We start from the raw sequence: 18,960 nt of genomic DNA on the forward strand, positions 1-18,960 counted from the left end.
AACGCGCCGATTCAAATAACCCGATTGTGCCTCGTTGGTTATAAGTGCTGGCCGCGTTAATTATTGCAAGCACCGCCAAAAACTATTACTACACTTGAAACAGCAGGCCTGAAAGCCCCGGTGCTGGGGGCTTTGTTTGCAACGGGGGCTTGTATTCGAGCGGCCATCTGCCGTACGGTCGATGTATTGTTAGTGCAATGACTTTACAGTGGGCCACTTCAGTAGTTCACGAGGAATTCTGGCGGCGATCATGTCGGCAATTGAAACTGCACCCTCGAGTTTGGCGTACCCTCCGGTGCTCGACTTCGGTCAGCAACTGACCCACGAGCAACTTCGACAATCGGTTGATCACACCATGTCCCGCCATCAGGGCGGCCCGGTCTGGCTGTTTGCCTATGGCTCGCTGATCTGGCGACCGGAATGCAGCGCGGCCGAGCGCCGGCGCGCACGCGTGCATGGCTATCATCGCGGCCTGTACCTGTGGTCCCACGAGCACCGCGGCACTCCGGAGTGCCCGGGGCTGGTGTTCGGTCTGGACCGTGGTGGCTCGTGCAGCGGCTTTGCCTATCGGCTGCCCGAAGAGCGCCTGGAGGATTCATTGCTGGCGCTGTGGCAGCGCGAGATGCCGTACCCGGCGTACCGTCCGCACTGGCTCAACTGCCGCCTCGAGGACGGCAGCAAGGTGCAGGCACTGGGCTTCGTGCTGGAGCGGCACTTGCCGTGCTATGCCGGCAACCTGCCCGACACCTTGCTCAGCCATATCCTGGCCAGCGCCAAGGGTCGCTACGGCACCACCCGCGACTATGTCGAGCAGACCCTTTCGGCGCTGCGCACCCATGCCATGCCCGACCGCAACCTGGAGGCACGCTTCAAGCGTTGTCATTCGGCGGACAAGGCGTGAAGCCTGCGGTACCATCGCGCCCCTTATTCACCCGCATCGCCCACCCTGCTGCAGTTCAAGCAGGCGCAGCAGGCGTTCGAGGCAGCGCTGCCGTCTATCGAGCGGCGCTGCGCCGGACAGCCCGACCTGATGTTCATCGACGCCTGGCCGCAGCAACTGCGTGACCTTGCGCTCAAGCAGCTGTGAGAAGGAATGCCATGACAACACCACTTCCGGTCTTTACCTATTACCCCGGCAAGGTTCATTACATCGTGGCCAGCAGCGAGGCTTGCGTGTGCTGCGGGCAGGCGCGTGGTTACCTGTATGACGGCACGCTGTACACCGCGCACACACTCGAGGGCGATATCTGCCCGTGGTGCATCGCCGATGGTTCGGCGGCCAGGCGCTACGACGGCAGTTTCCATGATGTGTATGCGATGGGGGAGGCGGGCATAAAGCCTGAGGTGCTCGACGAGATCGCCTATCGCACGCCGGGCTATCCCACATGGCAGGACAGCCAGTGGATGCACCATTGCGGTGACGCCTGCGAGTTCCACGGGGACGCCAGCGCCGAGGACATCAGTGAGGCCACGCCGGCGACCCGGGAGCACTGGGCCGAGTACAACGGCATGACCGTGGAGGACTGGTCGTGGGCCGCGGTGGGGTATGCGCCGGGCGGGGATACCGGGTTCTACAAGTTCGTGTGCCGTGGGTGCAAGCAGGTGCTGCTGGCCTGGGACATGAGCTGACGTTCACGCCTCTATCGCGGGTCAAATCCGCTCCCACAGGGCAGCGCGGGAGCGGGCTTGGCTATCGCACAGACACCACCAGCTTGCCCACCGCCTTGCGCCCCGCCAACTGCTCGATTGCAGCCCCGGCATCGGCCAGTGGGTAGGTCTGCGACACCAGCGGTTTCAGCTTGCCCTCGGCATGCCACGCAAACAGCTGCTTGAAGTTCGCGGCGTTATCCGCCGGCTGGCGCTGCGCGAACGCACCCCAGAACACCCCCAGCACCGCCGCGCCCTTGAGCAGCGTCAGGTTCACCGCCAACTGCGGGATCTGCCCGCTGGCGAACCCCACCACCAGCATCCGTCCGTTCCACGCCAGCCCGCGCACCGCCTGCTCGAACAGCTCGCCGCCCACCGGGTCGAAAACCACGTCCACGCCCTGGCCACCGGTCAGGCGCTTGATTTCCTCCTTGAGGCCGCTTTCGCTGTAGTTGATCAGCTCGTCGGCACCGGCAGCCTTGGCAACGGCCAGCTTGTCGGCGCTGCTGGCCGCTGCGATCACCCGCGCGCCCAGGGCCTTGCCGATCTCCACCGCTGCCAGCCCGACCCCGCCCGACGCGCCCAGCACCAGCAGGGTTTCCCCGGCTTGCAACTGCCCGCGCTGGGTGAGCGCGTACATCGAGGTGCCGTAGGTCATGCCGAATGCGGCAGCCGTGGCGAAGTCCATGTGCGCCGGGATCGGCATCACGTTGTAGCCCGGCACCGCGATCTGCTCGGCAAAGCTGCCCCAGCCGGTCAGCGCCATCACCCGGTCGCCCACCTGCAACGGCCCGGCCTTTTCGCCCACCTCCAGCACTACCCCTGCTGCTTCGCCACCCGGCGAGAACGGCAGTGGCGGCTGGAACTGGTACTTGCCCTGGATGATCAGGGTGTCGGGGAAGTTGACCCCCGCCGCATGCACCTGCACCAGCACTTCATTGCGTTTGGGCACGGGGCTGGCGACCTCTTCGAGGACCAGGTCGCTGGCCGGACCATGGGCTTTGCACAACACGGCTTTCATCAGGGCTATTCCTTTGCGGGTGGTGGCCGATAAGTGTAGGTGGGCAGGGTGTCGGGTCAACGAGCATGCCCCGGCCTGATAAGCCGGCATAAGCCCGGGCTTGGGTTTGGCGAAGGCGCTGGGTATGCTGGCGCCAACTGTTTGAGGAGCGAATTGGTGAAAGCGTGGATCTTGATGGTACTGGCCCTGATGCTGCCAGCGGCGGCCATGGCCGAAGAAGCCAAGGACGGAGAGGGCGCGCCGAAGGTGTCGTACATCTCCCTGACCCCGCCACTGGTGGGCAACTATGCCCTTGATGGCGGCCCCAAGCTGCGCGTGTACAAGGCCGATGTGGCGTTGCGCGTGGACAACGATGTGGATGCGGCCGCGGTCAAGCACCACGAACCGCTGATCCGCAACCAGCTGGTGGCCCTGTTCACCCAGCAGAGCCTGGACGGCATGAGCAACGTCGAGGCCAAGGAACACCTTCGCCAGGAAGCCCTCAAGCAGGTGCAGCAGGTGCTCAACGGCGAAGAAGGCCGGCCGGTTGTGGCCGACCTGCTGTTCAACAACCTGATCGTGCAGTAGTCACGAAGCCAGGCTGCGGCGAAAGCGTGCCAGGGCGATCGCAAAGAACGCCAGGCCGATCGCCGCCAGCGCCAGCAGGTCCGGCCACACCACCGATGCGTCGGCGTCGCGGAACAGGATCGCGGCACCCAGGCTGACGAAGTGGGTGGAGGGTGACAGCTGCATCACCCACTGCAGCCATTGCGGCATGCTGTCCAGCGGCGTGCTGCCGCCCGACAGCAACAGCATCGGGATGATCACCGGGATCGCCAGCAAGCCGAACTGCGGGGTCGAGCGCGCCAGTGTGGCGAGGAAGATCCCCAGCGCGGTGCTGGCGAACAGGTACAGCGCGGTCACGCCCAGGAACAACCCCATGGAGCCGGCCAGCGGCACTCCCAATGCCCCCTTGACCACCACCTCCAGCGACACCCAGGTGCACAGCACCACCACCAGCGCGTTGCTGCCGATCTTGGCCAGCATGATTTCCAGTGCCGTCAGTGGCAGTACCAGCAGGTGGTCGAGGGTGCCGTGCTCGCGTTCGCGCAGCAGCGCAGTGCCGGTCAGCACGATGGCCAGGATGGTGATGTTGTTGACGATCTGGATCACCGCCAGAAACCAGCCGCCCTCCAGGTTGGGGTTGAACAGCGCCCGTGGGCTCAGCAGCGCCGGGCTCTGCACGGCCTGCTTGGCGTAGTCGAGCAGCTCGCGTTCGAAGATCCGCCCGATGTAGCCGGCGCCCATGAACGCCTGGCTCATGGCGGTGGCGTCGACGTTCACCTGCAGTTCCGGGGTGCGCCCGGCCAGCAGGTCGCTCTGGAAGTTCACCGGGATATTGATTACGAAGGTGTACTGGCCGCTGTCCATGGCCTGGTCGAGCTGGTCGTAGGGCAGCGTCACCGCCGGCTGGAACTCCGGCGGTTGCAGCGCCTCGCCCAGCTTGCGCGAGACCAGGCTGTGGTCTTCGTCGACGATGGCCACGCTGGCGTTGTGCACGCCGATCACCGAACCGGCGGCGGGCATGTAGATGGCCACGCTGAAGGCATACAGCAGAAACAGCAGCAGCACGCTGTCGTGGCGCAGGCTGGTCAGCTCCTTGAGACCGAGGCGGTAGATATGGGCCAGGCGCTGCATCAGACCTCCTGCTTTTTCAGCATGATCAGGCTCAGCCCGGTGAAGCCGGCGAAGAACCCGAACAGGGCCAGGCACTGCGGCCATAGTTCGCGCAGGTCCAGGGCCTTGGTGAAGGTGCCGACGGCAATGTCGAGGAAGTAGCCGGCCGGGAACAGCTGACCCATCAGTGCTGCCGCGCCATCGAGAGAAGAGCGCGGCACGATCAGCCCGGAGAACTGGATGGTCGGCAGGCTGGTGATGATCATGGTGCCCAGGATCGCCGCGATCTGGGTGCGGGTGAATGCCGAGATCAGCAGCCCCAGGCTGGTGGTGGCCAGCAGGTACAGCACCCCGCCGCAGGCCAGGGCCAGCGCGCTGCCCTTGAAGGGCACGCCGAACAGCCAGCGGTTCATCGCCACCAGCAACGCCAGGTTGACCAGGCTCACCAGCAGGTACGGGGCCTGCTTGCCGAGCAGGAACTCCAGGCGCGTGAGCGGCGTGGCGTAGAAGTTGGTGATCGAGCCCAGCTCTTTTTCACGCACGATGCCCAGTGCCGTGAGCATCGCGGGAATGAATGCCAGGATCAGCGCCATCACCCCGGGGCCGATGGCGTTCACGCTGATCACGTCCTGGTTGTAGCGAAAGCGGGTTTCAAGCTTTACCGCTGCCAGGCCTGGCTGTGCGCGGCTGCTCAGCGCGGCGAGCTGTTCGAGGTTGGCCTGGTGCACGGCCTCCACATAGTTGCGGCTGGTTTCGGCGCGAAACGGCATGCCGCCATCGAGCCAGGCCGCCACCACCGGCTGGCGCCCGGCATTCAGGTCGCGGCCAAAGCCGGGGGGGATCTCCAGCGCCAGCTTGATTTCCGAGCGTTGCAGGCGCTTGTGCAGTTGCGCGGCGTCGCGGATCGGCGCCTGTTCGGCGAAGTAGCGCGAGCCGCGAAACGCTTCCAGGTACAGACGGCTTTGCGGGCTCTGGTCCTGGTCGTAGACCGCGAATGCCAGGTTCTCCACGTCCAGCGAAATGCCATAGCCGAAGATCACCATCATGAACAGCGCACCGAGCAGGGCGAAGGCCAGGCGCACCTTGTCGCGCAGCAGCTCCTTGCCTTCGCGGGTGGCTACCGCGAACAGCCGCACGAAGCTGAAGCCGCTGCGGGGTGGCGGGCTGGCGGCCTCGGCGGTGGTGCTCACCGGTTGGGCCTCGGTCGGCGCCGGGCTGCTGTTCTGCGCCTGTTCCAGGCAGGTGACGAAGGCGTCTTCCAGGGTCTGGCCGCCGAACTGCTGTTGCAGCGCGGCCGGGGTATCGCAGGCCAGCACACGGCCAGCATGCATCAGCGAGATGCGATCGCAGCGCAGCGCCTCGTTCATGAAGTGGGTGGACAGGAAGATGGTCACGCCCTGCTCGCGGGACAGCTCGATCAGCAGGCGCCAGAAGTCGTCGCGTGCGGCCGGGTCGACGCCGGAGGTGGGTTCGTCGAGGATCAGTACTTCAGGCCGGTGCAGCACCGCCACGGCCAGCGACAGGCGCTGGCGCAGGCCCAGCGGCAGGGCGCCGGACTGCTGGTCGGCAATGTCGCCCAGGTCGAAGCGCTCGATCAGTTCGGCGATGCGCGGGGTGCTGTCGGCCTTGTTCAGGTCGAACAGGCGCGCGTGCAGCTCGAGGTTCTGACGCACGCTCAGTTCGCCATACAGCGAAAAGCTCTGCGACATGAAGCCGACGCGCTTGCGCGTGGCCAGGTCCTTGGCGTCGACCGGGCGGCCGAGCAGGGTGGCGCTGCCTTCGCTGGCCGGCATCAGGCCGGTGAGCACCTTCATGGTGGTGGTCTTGCCACAGCCGTTGGAGCCCAGGAAACCGAAGATCTCGCCACGGCCGATGGCGAAGCTGACCTTGTTCACTGCGGTGAAGTCGCCGAAGCGCAGGGTCAGTTCATGGGCCTCGATGGCGATGTCGCCGTCGTCGGCCGGGCGTGGCGGGATCACCAGCGGCGCCTGGGTGCGGCTGCGGTCATCCTGCTGCTGGCTCTGGTAGCAGGTGAAGGCGTCGTCCAGCTTGCCGCTGGCGGTGGCGCCGGCCAGCTCGCGGCTCAGCCCCTGGGCGATCAGGCGACCACGGTCGAGCATCAGACAGTGCTCGAACTGTTCGGCCTCTTCCATGTAGGCGGTGGCCACCAGCAGGGTCAGTTGCGGACGCTCGCCGCGCACCTGCTCCACCAGCTCCCAGAAGCGCCGGCGCGACAGCGGGTCGACGCCGGTGGTGGGCTCGTCGAGAATCAGCAGGTCGGGCTCGTGAATCAGTGCGCAGCACAGCCCGAGTTTCTGCTTCATGCCCCCGGAGAGCTTGCCTGCCGGGCGCTCGGCAAAGCGTTCCAGGTCGGTGGCCAGCAGCAGCGCGTGCATGCGCGTGTCGCACTCGGTGCGGCTCAGGCCGAACAGCGTGGCGAAGAAGCGGATGTTCTCGCTGATCGACAGCTCGGGGTACAGGTTGCCGCCCAGGCCCTGGGGCATGAAGGCGATGCGCGGGTACAGGCTGTTGCGATGGCGGCGCTGGCGGATCGAGCCGTCCAGCACCTGCAACTCGCCCTGTTGCAGCTTCTTGACCCCGGCAATCAGCCCCAGCAGGCTCGACTTGCCCGCACCGTCCGGGCCGATCAGGCCGCAGCGGGTGCCTGCCGGCAGTTCAAAGCAGATGTCCTGCAGGGCCTCGAGGGAGCCGTAGCGGTGGCTGATGCCACGCGCCTGCAGCGCCAGGGCCGTCATTGCAGGTTGGCCGGCCAGTCCACGGGGGCGCTACGCACATAGCCGGCGCCGGGCATGCCCGGCTTGGCCTGGGGCACCGCGCTGGGCTCGGTCAGGCGCAGCTTGACGCGAAACACCAGCTTCTGGCGCTCGTCACGGGTTTCCACCTGCTTGGGGGTGAACTGCGCCTTGGCTGCCACGAAGCTGATCTTGGCCGGCAGCGCGCGGTCGGGCAGGGCATCGAGCACGATGCGTGCCTGGTCGCCCACGGTCAGTTTGCCGGTGGTGGAGGCGGGCAGATAGAGGTTCATGTACTGGTCGCTGGGGTCGATCAGCAGCAGTACGCGCCCGCCGGCCCCGAGCACTTCGCCCGGTTCGGCCAGGCGCAGCTGGATCACGCCATCGATGGGCGCGCGCAGGCTGCTGTCGTCGATTTCGCTGGTGAGCTGGGCCACCTGGGCCTCGGCGGCACCGATGGCGGCCTTGATTGCCGCGAGTTGCGCTCGCGCTGCCACCACGGCTGAATTGCTGGTGTCGTAGCGGGCCTGCTGCTGGTCGAGCAATTGCTGGCTGGAGTACTTGCGCTGGAACAGTTCGCGCACGCGCTTGAGTTCCTGGCTGGCCAGCAGCTGTTCGCTCTGGCGCAGCTGCACGGTGGCCTGGGCGGCCGCGTAGTTCTCGCGGGCACGCAGCACTTCGGCTTCGGCCTGGTTGCGCTGGGCCTCCATGGTGCGGGTGTCGATGCGCGCCAGCAGTTGGCCCTTGTGCACCACGTCGCCCTCGTCGGCCAGCACTTCGGCCAGGCGCCCCGGCACTTTGGTGGCGATCTGCACCTCGGTGGCCTCAAGGCGACCGTTGCCCATGCTCAGGCCTTCGGGCAGACGGTCGTGCATGGACTTCCAGTAGCCCAGGCCGCCGGCTGCCACCAGCAGCGCAATCAGCGCGCCGGCAAAGAGTTTGGGGGTGTGTTGGCTCATCGACATGCACCTGCATCCTGCTGCGTTTGACGTCAGAGTCTGACGTTTTGCCTACCGTGGCGGGTTGATACGTATCAAACGAGTGGGCATCTTACGCGAAATTAACGTAGTGCGAGCACCGCGGCCCATTGTTCGTCCGTCACCGGCATCACCGACAGGCGGCTGCCCTTCTGTACCAGTGGCAGTTCGGCCAGTGCCGCCTGTTGCTTGAGGTAGCCAAGGCCCAGCACCTTGCGCATGGTTTCCACATGCTCCACGTCCACTGCGCTCCACGGGTTCTTCTCGGCGCTGGCCTTGGCGTCGAAGTAGTGGCTCTCGGGGTCCAGTGCGGTGGGGTCGGGGTAGGCGGCGGTGGTGATGCGGGCAATACCGGCGATGCCGGGCTCGGGGCAGCTGGAGTGGTAGAAGAAGAACAGGTCGCCCACCGCCATGGCGCGCATGAAGTTGCGCGCCTGGTAGTTGCGCACCCCGTCCCAGCGCGCCTGGCCGAGGCGGGCGAGGTCTTCGATCGAGAGCTCGTCGGGCTCGGATTTCATCAGCCAGTAGGCCATCGTTGACGCTCCAGACAAAGTTTGAAATAACCTGTTGCATGAAACCGACAGCCGGTTGGCGTCAACGTTTGCGTGTGGCACCAGGTTGTCGGAGAATGCGCGCATTTTAAGCTTGACGCTGCTGCACGGCATAATAAAAACCGTTGCTGTCATCGTGATGAGTTTGCCTGAGGGGGGCAATCGATGAATCGCAAACCGGATTTGCTCTGGGTGCTCGTTTTTCTGTTTGGCCTGGGTGTGGTCACCACCGGCTATGCACAAAGCCTGTGGGAACAGAAACTCGAAACAGCCGCCTACGAGATGCCGGCCGCCCCGACCCCCGTCAAGCGTTGAGCCTTGCGGCGCCCGTTTCAGGGTGCCAGGTACCACCCCCTGTCCGATACCGTGCCCTGCAGCGGCACGTCCCAATTGGCCTGGGCCAGTCGTTCCACTTTCTGGCATTCGTGCGCCAGCCCCAGCAGCAGGGGTTTCTTCCAGGCCTTGCGCCGCCCCTGATACGCCAGGCTGCGGTCATAGAACCCGCCGCCCATGCCCAGTCGCCCACCCGTCTCGTCGAAACCCACCAGCGGCAGCAGGATCAGGTCCAGTGCCCAGGTGGGTCGCTGGCGTGTGAGATTGATGCGTGGTTCGGGGATGCGGAAGCGGTTGGGGCGCAGTTTTTCACCGTGCTCGAAGCGCTGGAAGGCCATGCGGGTTCTGGGCCAGGCGTGCAGCACCGGCAGGTAGGTATGCTTGCCTCGACGTTGAGCTTCGCGCAGCAGCAGGCGCGGGTCGATCTCGCTGTCGTTGGGCAGGTACAGGGCAATGTGCCGGGCACGACGAAACAGCGGGTGCTGCGCCATTTGCCGGTACAGACCGCGCGCGGCACGGCGCTGTTCGGCCGGGCTGAGGGCACGGCGGGCATCACGGAGCAGACGACGAAGTTGGGGGCGGGTAAGCGGCGCGGTGTCGGTCATGGCACGGGCGGTCCCTGGGGCGACTGCCACGCAGGGGTGGCAGTGCATGTGCGTGCGCCGCTGGGTGGGCGCAGGCTGGAGAATTCAGGCTCCCCGACGAACCGCTGTCGGTGTAGCCCTTGAACCCGAAAGTTCAAGGTGGAGATTACAGGAGGCGTTAAGGCTTTCCGTCAAGCGGACATGCACACCGGCCCCACGTGCAACCCCCGTGGTTGTGCGTATCGGCTCAGGGACATGACCGACTGGCAAGCACTCCAGGGAGTGGTCGGAGTATACCCGAAACTCAGGCCGGTTTTGAACCCGCGTCGTCGGCCAATGCCTGATCGACACGTTCGAGCAGGTCGCGCACCTGTTCACGGGTGGCACCGCCGGTGGGCGCCTGCGGGCGCTCCTGATTGTGCAGCAGGTCGTGGGTGATGTTCAGCGCCGCCATCACCGCGATACGGTCGGCGCCGATCACCTTGCCGCTGCTGCGGATCTCGCGCATCTTGCTGTCCAGGTAGCGCGCTGCGCTGACCAGGTTGCTGCGCTCTTCCGGCGGGCAGATGATCGAATACTCCTTGTCGAGGATCTGAACGGTGACGCTATTGCTTGAACTCATGAGTCTTGCTCCAGGGCCTTGAGCCGCGAAATCATCGATTCGACCTTACGCCGGGCGATCTCGTTTTTTTCGATGAGGTGGGCGCGCTCCTCGCGCCAGGATTTTTCCTGAGCTAATAGGAGTGCATTTTGCCGCTTTAGTTGCTCGACACGTTCGATCAACAGCTCGAATCGGCCCATCAGCGCTTGCAGGTCGTTCTCTGGCATGACGTGCCACTCGCTTTTGTCAGACGGGTCTTACCCGCTCATTAAGTTCCGGCATGCCCCGAATTGGCGGCGTCGATGGTCTTGGCGCGCCTGCCGGTGCTAGGATACAAGGCCTTCATTCTAGTCATTGCGCCGTCTGGCGCCTAGCTGCCCATGCCCATTACGAATTCGCCATACACCGCTTTTGCCACCTTGCTCACCAGCAACGGTCACCCTGTTTCGCCTGCCGAGCTTCACGGCTTGTTGCTCGGGCGCAGCTGCGCCGGCGCCGGCTTCGATGCCGACGGCTGGTTGGCCGATGCGGCCCACCTGCTGGAAGTCGATCCTGTAGACAATGTTCGTAACGCTTTGATCGGCCTGCAGGAGATGGTCAAGGGCGAACTCACCGGTGAAGAAGTCACCGTCGTGCTGTTGCTGCCCACCGACGATGCCCCGCTGACCGAGCGTGCCATCGCCCTGGGCGAGTGGTGCAAAGGCTTCCTGTACGGCTTCGGCCTCAACTCGGCAGGCCTGAGCCTGAGTGCCGAAGCCAAGGAAGTGCTGGGTGACCTGGACGCCATTTCCCAGGTCCAGGATGCACTGGAAGAATCCGAAGACGGCGAAAGCGACTATATGGAAGTGATGGAGTACCTGCGCGTCGCACCGATGCTGCTGTTCTCCGAGCTGGCCAAGCCACAGGCGCCTGCGCCCAAGCCTTCCTTGCACTAAATGCCGAACAGGGGTTCCTCGTGCCAATAGCCCATATCCCCAAAGCGGAGTATGCCCGTCGTCGCAAGGTGCTGATGGCGCAGATGGAACCCAACAGCATCGCCATCCTGCCCGCGGCCGCGGTGGCCATTCGCAACCGCGACGTGGAGCATGTGTACCGCCAGGACAGCGACTTCCAGTACCTCAGCGGCTTCCCGGAGCCCGAGGCGGTGATTGCGCTGATCCCCGGCCGCGAGCACGGTGAGTACGTGCTGTTCTGCCGCGAGCGCAACCCCGAGCGCGAGCTGTGGGACGGCCTGCGCGCCGGCCAGGAAGGCGCGATACGCGAATACGGCGCGGACGATGCGTTCCCCATCACCGACATCGACGACATCCTGCCGGGCCTGATCGAAGGCCGCGACCGGGTGTACTCGGCCATGGGCAGCCACCCCGAATTCGACCGCCACCTGATGGAGTGGATCAACGTGATCCGCTCCAAGGCCAACCTCGGCGCCCAGCCACCGAACGAGTTCGTTGCGCTGGATCATCTGCTGCACGACATGCGCCTGTATAAATCGGCCACGGAAGTGAAGGTGATGCGCGAGGCCGCGGCGATTTCGGCACGCGCCCATGTGCGGGCCATGCAGGCCTGCCGCGCCGGGTTGCACGAATACAGCCTGGAGGCCGAGCTGGACTACGAGTTCCGCAAGGGCGGGGCGAAGATGCCGGCCTACGGCTCGATCGTGGCATCGGGTCGCAACGCCTGCATCCTGCATTACCAGCAGAACGACGCCCTGCTCAAGGACGGCGACCTGGTACTGATCGACGCCGGGTGCGAGATCGACTGCTACGCCAGCGACATCACCCGCACCTTCCCGGTCAGCGGGCGCTTCTCGCCGGAGCAGAAAGCGATCTACGAGCTGGTGCTCAAGGCCCAGGCTGCAGCCTTTGCCGCGATTGCACCGGGCAAGCACTGGAACCATGCCCACGAGGCCACCGTGCAGGTGATCACCGAAGGGCTGGTGGAGCTGGGGCTGCTCAAGGGCGACGTGCCGGCGCTGATCGAGGCCGAGGCCCATCGGGCCTTCTACATGCACCGCGCCGGTCACTGGCTGGGGCTGGATGTGCACGACGTCGGCGAGTACAAGGTCGCCGACCAGTGGCGCGTGCTGGAGCCGGGCATGGCCCTGACGGTGGAGCCGGGCATCTACATTGCTGCCGACAACCAGAGCGTCGCGAAGAAGTGGCGCGGTATCGGCGTACGAATCGAGGACGACGTAGTGGTGACCAAGCAGGGCTGTGAAATCCTGACCTCCGGCGTACCGCGCACGGTGGCCGAAATCGAAGCATTGATGGCGGCTGCACGCAGCCACGCCGCATGAGCCGGGTCAACCTTGCCATCATCGGTGGCGGCCTGGTCGGTGCCAGCCTGGCGCTGGCCCTGCAGGCCGGGGCCAGGGCGCGTGGCTGGAAGATCCTGCTGATCGAGCCGTTCGCCCCCGGCGACAGCTTCCAGCCCAGTTACGACGCACGTTCCTCGGCGCTTTCCTACGGCACCCGGCAGATCTACGAGCGTCTGGGCCTGTGGCAGCCGATCAGCCGCCGCGCCGAACCGATCCGCCAGATCCAGGTGTCCGACCGTGGCCGCTTTGGCGCCACCCGCCTGGACGCCCTGGAAGAAGGCGTGCCGGCACTCGGCTACGTGGTCGAGAACGCCTGGCTCGGCCAGTGCCTGTGGCAGGGGCTGGATGCCGAGGTGGTGACTTGGCGCTGCCCGGCGCAGGTCAGCGCGATGCAGCCGCTGGCCGACGGCTACCGCCTGACACTGGATGACGACACCACGGTGGACTGCGACCTGGCGGTACTGGCCGACGGCGGGCGTTCCGGGCTGCGCGAGCAGTTGGGCATCCACGTCAGCCAGCGTCCGTACAACCAGAGTGCGCTGATCGCCAACATCACCCCGAGCGAGGCCCATTGCGGGCAGGCGTTCGAACGCTTCACCGATGACGGCCCGATGGCCTTGCTGCCGCTGCCGGAAAACCGCTGCGCGCTGGTCTGGACCCGTGCCGGAATGGATGCCAGACGGCTGGCCGAGATCGACGAACGAGCCTTCCTGGCCGAGCTGCAAGGCGTGTTCGGCTACCGTCTGGGCACCTTGCGCCAGGTGGGCGCGCGTCACCTCTACCCGCTGTCGCTGGTAGAGGCCCAGGAGCAGGTGCGCTCGCACCTGGTGGTGCTGGGCAACGCCGCGCACAGCCTGCACCCGATTGCCGGGCAGGGTTTCAACCTGTCGCTGCGCGACGTGCAGTCGCTGGCTGACGGTCTGCTGGCCGGGCCCGAAGTACCAGGCGACCTGGCGACCCTGCAGGCCTATCGCGAGCGCCAGCGCCTGGACCAGGACATGACCGTGGGCTTCTCCGACAAGGTCACGCGGTTGTTCGGCAGCGGCCAGCCGTTGCTCGCCACCGGGCGCAACCTGGGCCTGCTGGGCCTGGACCTGCTGCCCCCGGCCAAGCGCTGGTTCGCCCGCCAGGCCATGGGCCTGGGTACACGCCCGGACCAGCCTGGCCAATGACCCCTTCTTCTCTTTATCGGGCTTGAAAGCATGGAAATGCGCGCAGATCTGTTGATTGTCGGTGCCGGAATGGTCGGTAGCGCCCTGGCCCTGGCCTTGCAGCACAGTGGCCTGGACATCCTGCTGCTCGACGGCAGCCCCCTGACGGTCAAGCCGTTCGATGCACAGGCGCCCTTCGAGCCGCGAGTCAGCGCGCTGTCGATGGCCAGCCAGCGCATCCTCGAGCGCGTGGGCGCCTGGCAGCACATCCGCGAGCGGCGCCTGAGCCCGTATTCGGACATGCACGTGTGGGACGGCAGCGGCACCGGGCAGATCCACTTTTCGGCCGCCAGCGTGCACGCCGAGGTGCTCGGCCACATCGTCGAGAACCGCGTGGTGCAGGACGGTCTGCTGCAGCGCCTGCACGACAGCGAGATCGGCCTGCTGGCCAACGCCCGCCTGGAGCAGATGCGCCGCAGTGGCGACGACTGGCTGCTGACCCTGGCCGATGGCCGCACCCTGCGCGCGCCGCTGGTGATTGCGGCTGACGGCGCCAACTCGGCGGTGCGCCGCCTGACCGGCTGCCAAACCCGTGAGTGGGACTACCTGCACCACGCCATCGTGACCAGCGTGCACTGTGCCGAGCCGCACCAGGCCACAGCCTGGCAGCGCTTCACCGATGACGGCCCGCTGGCGTTTCTGCCACTGCTGCGCGACGGCCAGCAGCACTGGTGCTCCATCGTGTGGTCGACCACGCCTGCGCAGGCCGAGCGCCTCATGGCCCTGCCGGACGAAGCCTTCTGCGCCGAGCTGGAGCGGGCCTTCGAGGGCCGCCTGGGCACGGTGCTGGCGGCCGACCCACGGCTGTGCGTACCGCTGCGCCAGCGCCATGCCAAGCGCTACGTGGCCGAGGGCCTGGCGTTGATCGGCGATGCGGCACATACCATTCACCCGCTGGCCGGGCAGGGCGTGAACCTTGGCTTTCTGGACGCGGCGGTGCTGGCCGAAGTGCTGCAGCATGCCCATGAGCGCGGCGAGCGCCTGGCCGACGTGCGCGTGCTGAGCCGCTACGAACGACGGCGCATGCCGCACAACCTGGCCTTGATGGCCGCAATGGAGGGCTTCGAGCGCCTGTTCCAGGCCGACCCGCTGCCGCTGCGCTGGCTGCGCAACAGTGGCCTGAAGTGGGTGGAGCAACTGCCGGAGGCCAAGGCGCTGTTCGTGCGCCAGGCGCTGGGGCTGAGCGGCGACCTGCCGGAGCTGGCACGGGCCTGAGGCGGCACCGCAACATCTGGTAACTCCTCCCTTGGCAGTTCGGTTGAGAAGGCAAATGGCATTCACTACCATTTGCGCCTCTCCCGCATTCCGAGGACCGCCTTCATGTTGCCACGCAAGCATCTACTCGCCGCCCTGGCGCTCACCCTGCTGGGCGGTACCGCACAGGCGGCGGACGAGGTGGTGGTGTATTCCTCGCGCATCGACGAGCTGATCAAGCCGGTATTCGATGCCTACACCAAGGAAACCGGGGTCAAGGTCAAGTTCATCACCGACAAGGAAGCGCCGTTGATGCAGCGCATCAAGGCCGAGGGCAGCAACGCCACCGCCGACCTGCTGCTGACCGTGGATGCCGGCAACCTCTGGCAGGCCGAGCAGATGGGTATCCTGCAGCCGATCAAGTCGGCCGTGATCGACGCCAACATTCCCCCGCAGTATCGCGCTTCGTCCCATGACTGGACCGGCCTGAGCCTGCGCGCACGGACCATTGCCTACGCCACCGACCGGGTCAAGCCCGAGGAGCTGAGCACCTACGAGGCGCTGGCCGGCAAGGAATGGGAAGGGCGCTTGTGCCTGCGTACCGCCAAGAAGGTCTACAACCAGTCGCTGACCGCGACCCTGATCGAAACCCACGGCGCCGAGAAGACCGAAGAGATCCTCAAGGGCTGGGTGAACAACCTGTCCACCGACGTGTTCTCGGATGACGTGGCAGTGCTCAAGGCCATCGAGGCCGGGCAGTGCGACGTGGGCATCGTCAATACCTACTACTATGGCCGCCTGCACAAGGAGCAGCCGCAGCTGCCGATCAAGCTGTTCTGGCCCAACCAGGCCGACCGTGGCGTGCACGTCAACCTGTCGGGCATCGGCTTGACCCGGCACGCGCCGCACAAGGAGGCCGCGATCAAGCTGGTGGAGTGGATGACCGGGCCGCAGGCGCAGAAGATCTTCGCCGATGTGAACCAGGAGTTCCCGGCCAACCCCAAGGTGGAACCTTCGGCAGAAGTGGCGGCGTGGGGCAAGTTCAAGGCCGACAGCCTGCCGGTGGAAGTGGCGGGCAAGCGTCAGGCTGAAGCGATTCGCCTGATGGATCGGGCTGGCTGGAACTGAGCGCAAGACCTTATCCTTGCGGGGCCCTCCAGGGCCCCTTCGCCGGCAATGCCGGCTCCTACAGGTAATGCGCGACCCCTGTAGGAGCCGGCGTTGCCGGCGAATCTCACATTCGCTAGAGATCTCCCCCTTGGCCCACCCCGCCCAACGCCGCTGGTACCCCCTGGTCTTCACCGTCTGCGCGCTGGTGCTGCTGCCGCTGAGCGTGCTGGTGCTGTCGTGGCAGAGCATCGACCTGCAGATCTGGTCGCACCTGCTCGACACCCAGATGAGCCGCCTGTTGGGCAACACCCTGACCTTGATCCTCGGCGTGGGCGTCGGCGTCACCGTGCTGGGCGTGAGCCTGGCCTGGCTCACCAGCCTGTGCGAATTCCCCGGCCGACGCTGGCTCGACTGGGCATTGATGCTGCCTTTCGCCATCCCCGCCTATGTGCTGGCGTTCGTCTTCGTCGGTTTGCTGGACTTCTCCGGCCCGGTGCAAACCCTGCTGCGCGAATGGTTCGGCCCCATGCGCCTGCCGCGCGTGCGCTCCACCGGCGGGGTGATCATCGTGCTGGTGCTGGTGTTCTACCCCTATGTCTACCTGCTGGCACGTACCGCCTTCCTGGCCCAGGGCAAGGGCCTGATGGAAGCGGCGCGGGTGCTCGGGCAATCGCCGCTGCAAGCCTTCTGGCGCGTGGCCCTGCCCATGGCGCGGCCGGCGATCGGCGCGGGCGTGGCGCTGGCGCTGATGGAAACCCTGGCCGACTTCGGCGCGGTGGCCGTGTTCAACTTCGACACCTTCACCACCGCCATCTACAAGACCTGGTACGGCTTCTTCAGCCTCTCCAGCGCCGCCCAGCTCGCCAGCCTGTTGCTGCTGGCCGTCATGCTGGTGCTGTACGGCGAGCGCCGGGCCCGCGGTGCGGTACGCAGCAGCAACGAGCGGCCCCGGGTGGCGGCGCTGTACCACCTGCGCGGGGTCAAGGCGCTGGCTGCCAGCAGCTGGTGCCTGCTGGTGTTTGCCTGCGCGTTCGTTATCCCGGTGCTGCAGTTGCTGGTGTGGTTCTGGCAGCGCGGGCGTTTCGACCTCGACGAGCGCTATGGCGCGCTCATCCTGCATACCCTGTACCTGGGCGCCATGGCTGCGCTGATCACCGTGGCGGTGGCACTGCTGCTGGCGTTTGCCCGACGCCAGGCCCCCACCCGCGTGGTGCGCGCCGGGGTCAGCCTGGCCAACCTGGGCTACGCCTTGCCCGGCTCGGTATTGGCGGTGTCAATCATGCTGGCCTTCAGTTACCTCGACAACCAGCTGGTGGTGCCGCTTTCGAGCTGGCTTGGCGGTGCCGGCCGGCCGCTGCTGATGGGCAGCCTGGCGGCACTGCTGCTGGCCTATCTGGTGCGCTTCATTGCCGTGGCCTACGGCCCCTTGGAAAACAGCCTGGGGCGCATCCGGCCCTCGCTGCCGGAGGCCTCGCGCAGCCTCGGGGTCAGCGGCCCGCGATTGTTTTTCAAGGTGTATCTCCCGCTGCTGGTGCCGGGTGCGCTGAGCGCGGCGCTGCTGGTGTTCGTCGATGTGCTCAAGGAGATGCCCGCCACCCTGCTGATGCGCCCGTTCGGTTGGGACACCCTGGCGGTGCGGGTATTCGAGATGACCAGCGAGGGCGAGTGGTCGCGTGCCTCGCTGCCGGCGTTGACGCTGGTGCTGGTGGGGCTGCTGCCGGTCATCGGTTTGATAAGGCGTTCGGCGCGTCACCCGGGTCAGAGTCACTGAGGGTGTAAGGCTGCGCCCTTGCGGCTACAATGCGCGGCATTCGCTGCGGCCGATCAGCACCGGGTAGCTGAAACGCTGCCCTCAGCCGCAGCCTCGCCACGCCCGGAAGGAGAAACCCATGGGACAGCGTACGCCTCTTTATGACCTGCACCTGGCGCTTGGCGCCAAGATGGTCGATTTTGGCGGTTGGGACATGCCCCTGCATTACGGCTCGCAAGTCGAGGAGCACCACCAGGTGCGCCGCGACTGCGGGGTCTTCGATGTCTCGCACCTCACCGTGATCGATGTGCACGGCGCCCAGGCCACGCCCTGGCTGCGCTGGTTGCTGGCCAACGATGTGGCCAGCCCGAATGCCCACGGCAAGGCCCTGTACAGCACCCTGCTCAACGAACAGGGCGGTGTGATCGACGACCTGCTGGTCTACCGCACCGACGACGGCTACCGCCTGGTGGCCAACGCCGCCACCCGCGACAAGGACCTGGCCTGGCTGCAGGCCCATATCGGCGACTACGACGTGCAGGTGCGCGAGCGTCCCGAACTGTCGATCTTCGCTGTGCAGGGCCCGCATGCGCGGGACAAGCTGGCCGAACTGGTGAGCAGTGACCGTGCGGCGCTGATTCGTGAACTGGCCCCCTTCGAAGGCCGCAGCAGTGGGGACTGGTTCATCTCGCGTACCGGCTACACCGGCGAAGACGGCCTGGAGATCACCCTGCCGGCAGAGCAGGCCCCGGCGTTCTTCAACGACCTGGTCGGCGCCGGTATTGCCCCCAGCGGGCTGGGCGCGCGCGATACCTTGCGCCTGGAAGCGGGCATGACGCTGTACGGACAGGACATCGACGAGGCACACTCGCCACTGACCTCCAACCTGGCCCACAACATCGCCCTGGAACCGGCCGACCGCGACTTCATCGGACGCCGTGCGCTGGAGGCCGAACAGGCCGCAGGCGTGCAGCTGAAACTGGTCGGCCTGGTGCTCGAGGAACGCGGTGTACTGCGTGCGCATCAGGTGGTGCGAATCGCACAGATTGGCGAAGGGGAGATCACCAGTGGTAGTTTCTCTCCTACGCTGAGCAAGGCGATTGCCCTGGCCCGCGTGCCGGTGGCTACCGCCGACCGCGCCGAGGTGGAAATTCGCGGCAAGTGGTACCCGGTACGGGTGGTCAAGCCGACCTTCGTGCGCCAGGGCAAGATCCTGATCTGAATTCATTCCGGCGGGCCGACCGCTGACCTGTTG

The 18,960-nt window shown here is 66.0% G+C and carries 19 protein-coding genes and 1 other RNA gene; 11 read left to right on the forward strand and 9 right to left on the reverse strand.

Features of this window, described 5'->3' with window-relative positions; genetic code table 11:
- The first annotated feature begins 250 nt into the window (after positions 1-250).
- Both V9K84_RS22910 and V9K84_RS22915 read left to right on the forward strand, forming a co-directional pair.
- Positions 251-901, forward strand: a complete 651-nt coding sequence (locus V9K84_RS22910) for a gamma-glutamylcyclotransferase (RefSeq protein WP_043863394.1) — start codon at positions 251-253, stop codon at positions 899-901.
- A 197-nt stretch (positions 902-1,098) separates the two neighbouring features.
- Positions 1,099-1,629: a CbrC family protein gene (locus tag V9K84_RS22915; RefSeq protein ID WP_043863396.1), complete on the forward strand. Its 531-nt coding sequence runs from the start codon at positions 1,099-1,101 to the stop codon at positions 1,627-1,629.
- Between the two features lie 61 nt (positions 1,630-1,690).
- On the opposite strand, the gene V9K84_RS22920 is transcribed toward V9K84_RS22915, so the two are convergent.
- Entirely contained in the window at positions 1,691-2,668 is a 978-nt protein-coding gene (locus V9K84_RS22920) for an NADPH:quinone oxidoreductase family protein (RefSeq protein ID WP_058541749.1), read from the reverse strand.
- 156 nt (positions 2,669-2,824) lie between these two features.
- On the opposite strand from V9K84_RS22920, the gene V9K84_RS22925 reads away from it, so the two are divergent.
- Positions 2,825-3,235, forward strand: a complete 411-nt coding sequence (locus tag V9K84_RS22925; RefSeq protein WP_054915500.1) for a flagellar basal body-associated protein FliL — start codon at positions 2,825-2,827, stop codon at positions 3,233-3,235.
- On the opposite strand, the gene V9K84_RS22930 is transcribed toward V9K84_RS22925, so the two are convergent.
- The 4 genes from V9K84_RS22930 to V9K84_RS22945 form a co-directional block, all read right to left on the reverse strand.
- Complete coding sequence (locus tag V9K84_RS22930; protein ID WP_043863399.1) at positions 3,236-4,345, reverse strand: ABC transporter permease; 1,110 nt, start codon at positions 4,343-4,345, stop codon at positions 3,236-3,238. It abuts the gene before it with no gap.
- On the reverse strand, positions 4,345-7,080 hold the full coding sequence (gene rbbA, locus V9K84_RS22935; RefSeq protein ID WP_088514620.1) for a ribosome-associated ATPase/putative transporter RbbA: 2,736 nt from the start codon (positions 7,078-7,080) through the stop codon (positions 4,345-4,347). Before rbbA ends, V9K84_RS22930 begins: the two co-directional genes overlap by 1 nt.
- Positions 7,077-8,036, reverse strand: a complete 960-nt coding sequence (locus tag V9K84_RS22940) for an HlyD family efflux transporter periplasmic adaptor subunit (RefSeq protein ID WP_080922916.1) — start codon at positions 8,034-8,036, stop codon at positions 7,077-7,079. The genes rbbA and V9K84_RS22940 overlap by 4 nt, the downstream gene beginning before the upstream one ends.
- A 101-nt stretch (positions 8,037-8,137) precedes the next feature.
- The gene (locus V9K84_RS22945) at positions 8,138-8,587 is read right to left on the reverse strand and encodes an EVE domain-containing protein (RefSeq protein WP_088514621.1); all 450 of its coding nucleotides are present in this window, start codon (positions 8,585-8,587) and stop codon (positions 8,138-8,140) included.
- A 183-nt stretch (positions 8,588-8,770) separates the two neighbouring features.
- On the opposite strand from V9K84_RS22945, the gene V9K84_RS22950 reads away from it, so the two are divergent.
- The gene (locus V9K84_RS22950) at positions 8,771-8,920 is read left to right on the forward strand and encodes a hypothetical protein (protein ID WP_167400226.1); all 150 of its coding nucleotides are present in this window, start codon (positions 8,771-8,773) and stop codon (positions 8,918-8,920) included.
- A 17-nt stretch (positions 8,921-8,937) separates the two neighbouring features.
- On the opposite strand, the gene V9K84_RS22955 is transcribed toward V9K84_RS22950, so the two are convergent.
- The 4 genes from V9K84_RS22955 to V9K84_RS22970 form a co-directional block, all read right to left on the reverse strand.
- Positions 8,938-9,543: a 5-formyltetrahydrofolate cyclo-ligase gene (locus V9K84_RS22955; RefSeq protein ID WP_088514622.1), complete on the reverse strand. Its 606-nt coding sequence runs from the start codon at positions 9,541-9,543 to the stop codon at positions 8,938-8,940.
- Between the two features lie 86 nt (positions 9,544-9,629).
- A non-coding RNA gene (ssrS, locus tag V9K84_RS22960) (6S RNA) lies at positions 9,630-9,807 on the reverse strand.
- A gap of 19 nt (positions 9,808-9,826) precedes the next feature.
- Complete coding sequence (locus V9K84_RS22965; protein WP_043863404.1) at positions 9,827-10,144, reverse strand: cell division protein ZapA; 318 nt, start codon at positions 10,142-10,144, stop codon at positions 9,827-9,829.
- Complete coding sequence (locus tag V9K84_RS22970; protein WP_043863405.1) at positions 10,141-10,350, reverse strand: TIGR02449 family protein; 210 nt, start codon at positions 10,348-10,350, stop codon at positions 10,141-10,143. The genes V9K84_RS22965 and V9K84_RS22970 overlap by 4 nt, the downstream gene beginning before the upstream one ends.
- Positions 10,351-10,503: 153 nt before the next feature.
- Here V9K84_RS22970 and V9K84_RS22975 point away from each other — a divergent pair, with 153 nt between their 5' ends.
- The 7 genes from V9K84_RS22975 to gcvT all read left to right on the forward strand — a co-directional run bounded on the left by V9K84_RS22975 (position 10,504) and on the right by gcvT (position 18,927).
- Positions 10,504-11,058 (forward strand): YecA family protein, encoded by a 555-nt coding sequence (locus V9K84_RS22975; RefSeq protein WP_043863406.1) that lies wholly within the window; start codon positions 10,504-10,506, stop codon positions 11,056-11,058.
- 26 nt (positions 11,059-11,084) lie between these two features.
- A complete protein-coding gene (gene pepP / locus V9K84_RS22980) occupies positions 11,085-12,419 on the forward strand; it encodes a Xaa-Pro aminopeptidase (protein WP_088514660.1) in 1,335 nt (444 codons plus the stop codon).
- On the forward strand, positions 12,416-13,612 hold the full coding sequence (gene ubiH / locus V9K84_RS22985; protein WP_043863407.1) for a 2-octaprenyl-6-methoxyphenyl hydroxylase: 1,197 nt from the start codon (positions 12,416-12,418) through the stop codon (positions 13,610-13,612). Before pepP ends, ubiH begins: the two co-directional genes overlap by 4 nt.
- Before the next feature lie 36 nt (positions 13,613-13,648).
- A complete protein-coding gene (locus V9K84_RS22990; protein WP_168186836.1) occupies positions 13,649-14,866 on the forward strand; it encodes a 2-octaprenyl-3-methyl-6-methoxy-1,4-benzoquinol hydroxylase in 1,218 nt (405 codons plus the stop codon).
- Positions 14,867-14,971: 105 nt separating this feature from the next.
- A complete protein-coding gene (locus V9K84_RS22995) occupies positions 14,972-15,973 on the forward strand; it encodes an extracellular solute-binding protein (RefSeq protein WP_043863409.1) in 1,002 nt (333 codons plus the stop codon).
- 130 nt (positions 15,974-16,103) lie between these two features.
- Entirely contained in the window at positions 16,104-17,726 is a 1,623-nt protein-coding gene (locus V9K84_RS23000; protein ID WP_058541753.1) for an iron ABC transporter permease, read from the forward strand.
- A 118-nt stretch (positions 17,727-17,844) separates the two neighbouring features.
- Entirely contained in the window at positions 17,845-18,927 is a 1,083-nt protein-coding gene (gcvT, locus tag V9K84_RS23005) for a glycine cleavage system aminomethyltransferase GcvT (RefSeq protein ID WP_043863411.1), read from the forward strand.
- Positions 18,928-18,960 lie beyond the last annotated feature (33 nt).

The sequence above is a fragment of the Pseudomonas sp. AE27 genome, assembly GCF_037113495.1.
Lineage (GTDB): Bacteria > Pseudomonadota > Gammaproteobacteria > Pseudomonadales > Pseudomonadaceae > Aquipseudomonas > Aquipseudomonas palmensis.

What these genes read in the sequence shown, in the direction of transcription:
- gcvT (WP_043863411.1), top strand. Translation starts at nt 17,845, where the DNA reads ATGGGACAGCGTACGCCTCTTTATGACCTGCACCTGGCGCTTGGCGCC.
- rbbA (WP_088514620.1), bottom strand. Translation starts at nt 7,080, where the DNA reads ATGACGGCCCTGGCGCTGCAGGCGCGTGGCATCAGCCACCGCTACGGC.
- V9K84_RS22940 (WP_080922916.1), bottom strand. Translation starts at nt 8,036, where the DNA reads ATGAGCCAACACACCCCCAAACTCTTTGCCGGCGCGCTGATTGCGCTG.
- ubiH (WP_043863407.1), top strand. Translation starts at nt 12,416, where the DNA reads ATGAGCCGGGTCAACCTTGCCATCATCGGTGGCGGCCTGGTCGGTGCC.
- V9K84_RS22915 (WP_043863396.1), top strand. Translation starts at nt 1,099, where the DNA reads ATGACAACACCACTTCCGGTCTTTACCTATTACCCCGGCAAGGTTCAT.
- V9K84_RS22955 (WP_088514622.1), bottom strand. Translation starts at nt 9,543, where the DNA reads ATGACCGACACCGCGCCGCTTACCCGCCCCCAACTTCGTCGTCTGCTC.
- V9K84_RS22970 (WP_043863405.1), bottom strand. Translation starts at nt 10,350, where the DNA reads ATGCCAGAGAACGACCTGCAAGCGCTGATGGGCCGATTCGAGCTGTTG.
- V9K84_RS22910 (WP_043863394.1), top strand. Translation starts at nt 251, where the DNA reads ATGTCGGCAATTGAAACTGCACCCTCGAGTTTGGCGTACCCTCCGGTG.
- V9K84_RS22990 (WP_168186836.1), top strand. Translation starts at nt 13,649, where the DNA reads ATGCGCGCAGATCTGTTGATTGTCGGTGCCGGAATGGTCGGTAGCGCC.
- V9K84_RS22975 (WP_043863406.1), top strand. Translation starts at nt 10,504, where the DNA reads ATGCCCATTACGAATTCGCCATACACCGCTTTTGCCACCTTGCTCACC.
- V9K84_RS22950 (WP_167400226.1), top strand. Translation starts at nt 8,771, where the DNA reads ATGAATCGCAAACCGGATTTGCTCTGGGTGCTCGTTTTTCTGTTTGGC.
- V9K84_RS22920 (WP_058541749.1), bottom strand. Translation starts at nt 2,668, where the DNA reads ATGAAAGCCGTGTTGTGCAAAGCCCATGGTCCGGCCAGCGACCTGGTC.
- V9K84_RS22945 (WP_088514621.1), bottom strand. Translation starts at nt 8,587, where the DNA reads ATGGCCTACTGGCTGATGAAATCCGAGCCCGACGAGCTCTCGATCGAA.
- V9K84_RS22930 (WP_043863399.1), bottom strand. Translation starts at nt 4,345, where the DNA reads ATGCAGCGCCTGGCCCATATCTACCGCCTCGGTCTCAAGGAGCTGACC.
- V9K84_RS22965 (WP_043863404.1), bottom strand. Translation starts at nt 10,144, where the DNA reads ATGAGTTCAAGCAATAGCGTCACCGTTCAGATCCTCGACAAGGAGTAT.
- V9K84_RS22995 (WP_043863409.1), top strand. Translation starts at nt 14,972, where the DNA reads ATGTTGCCACGCAAGCATCTACTCGCCGCCCTGGCGCTCACCCTGCTG.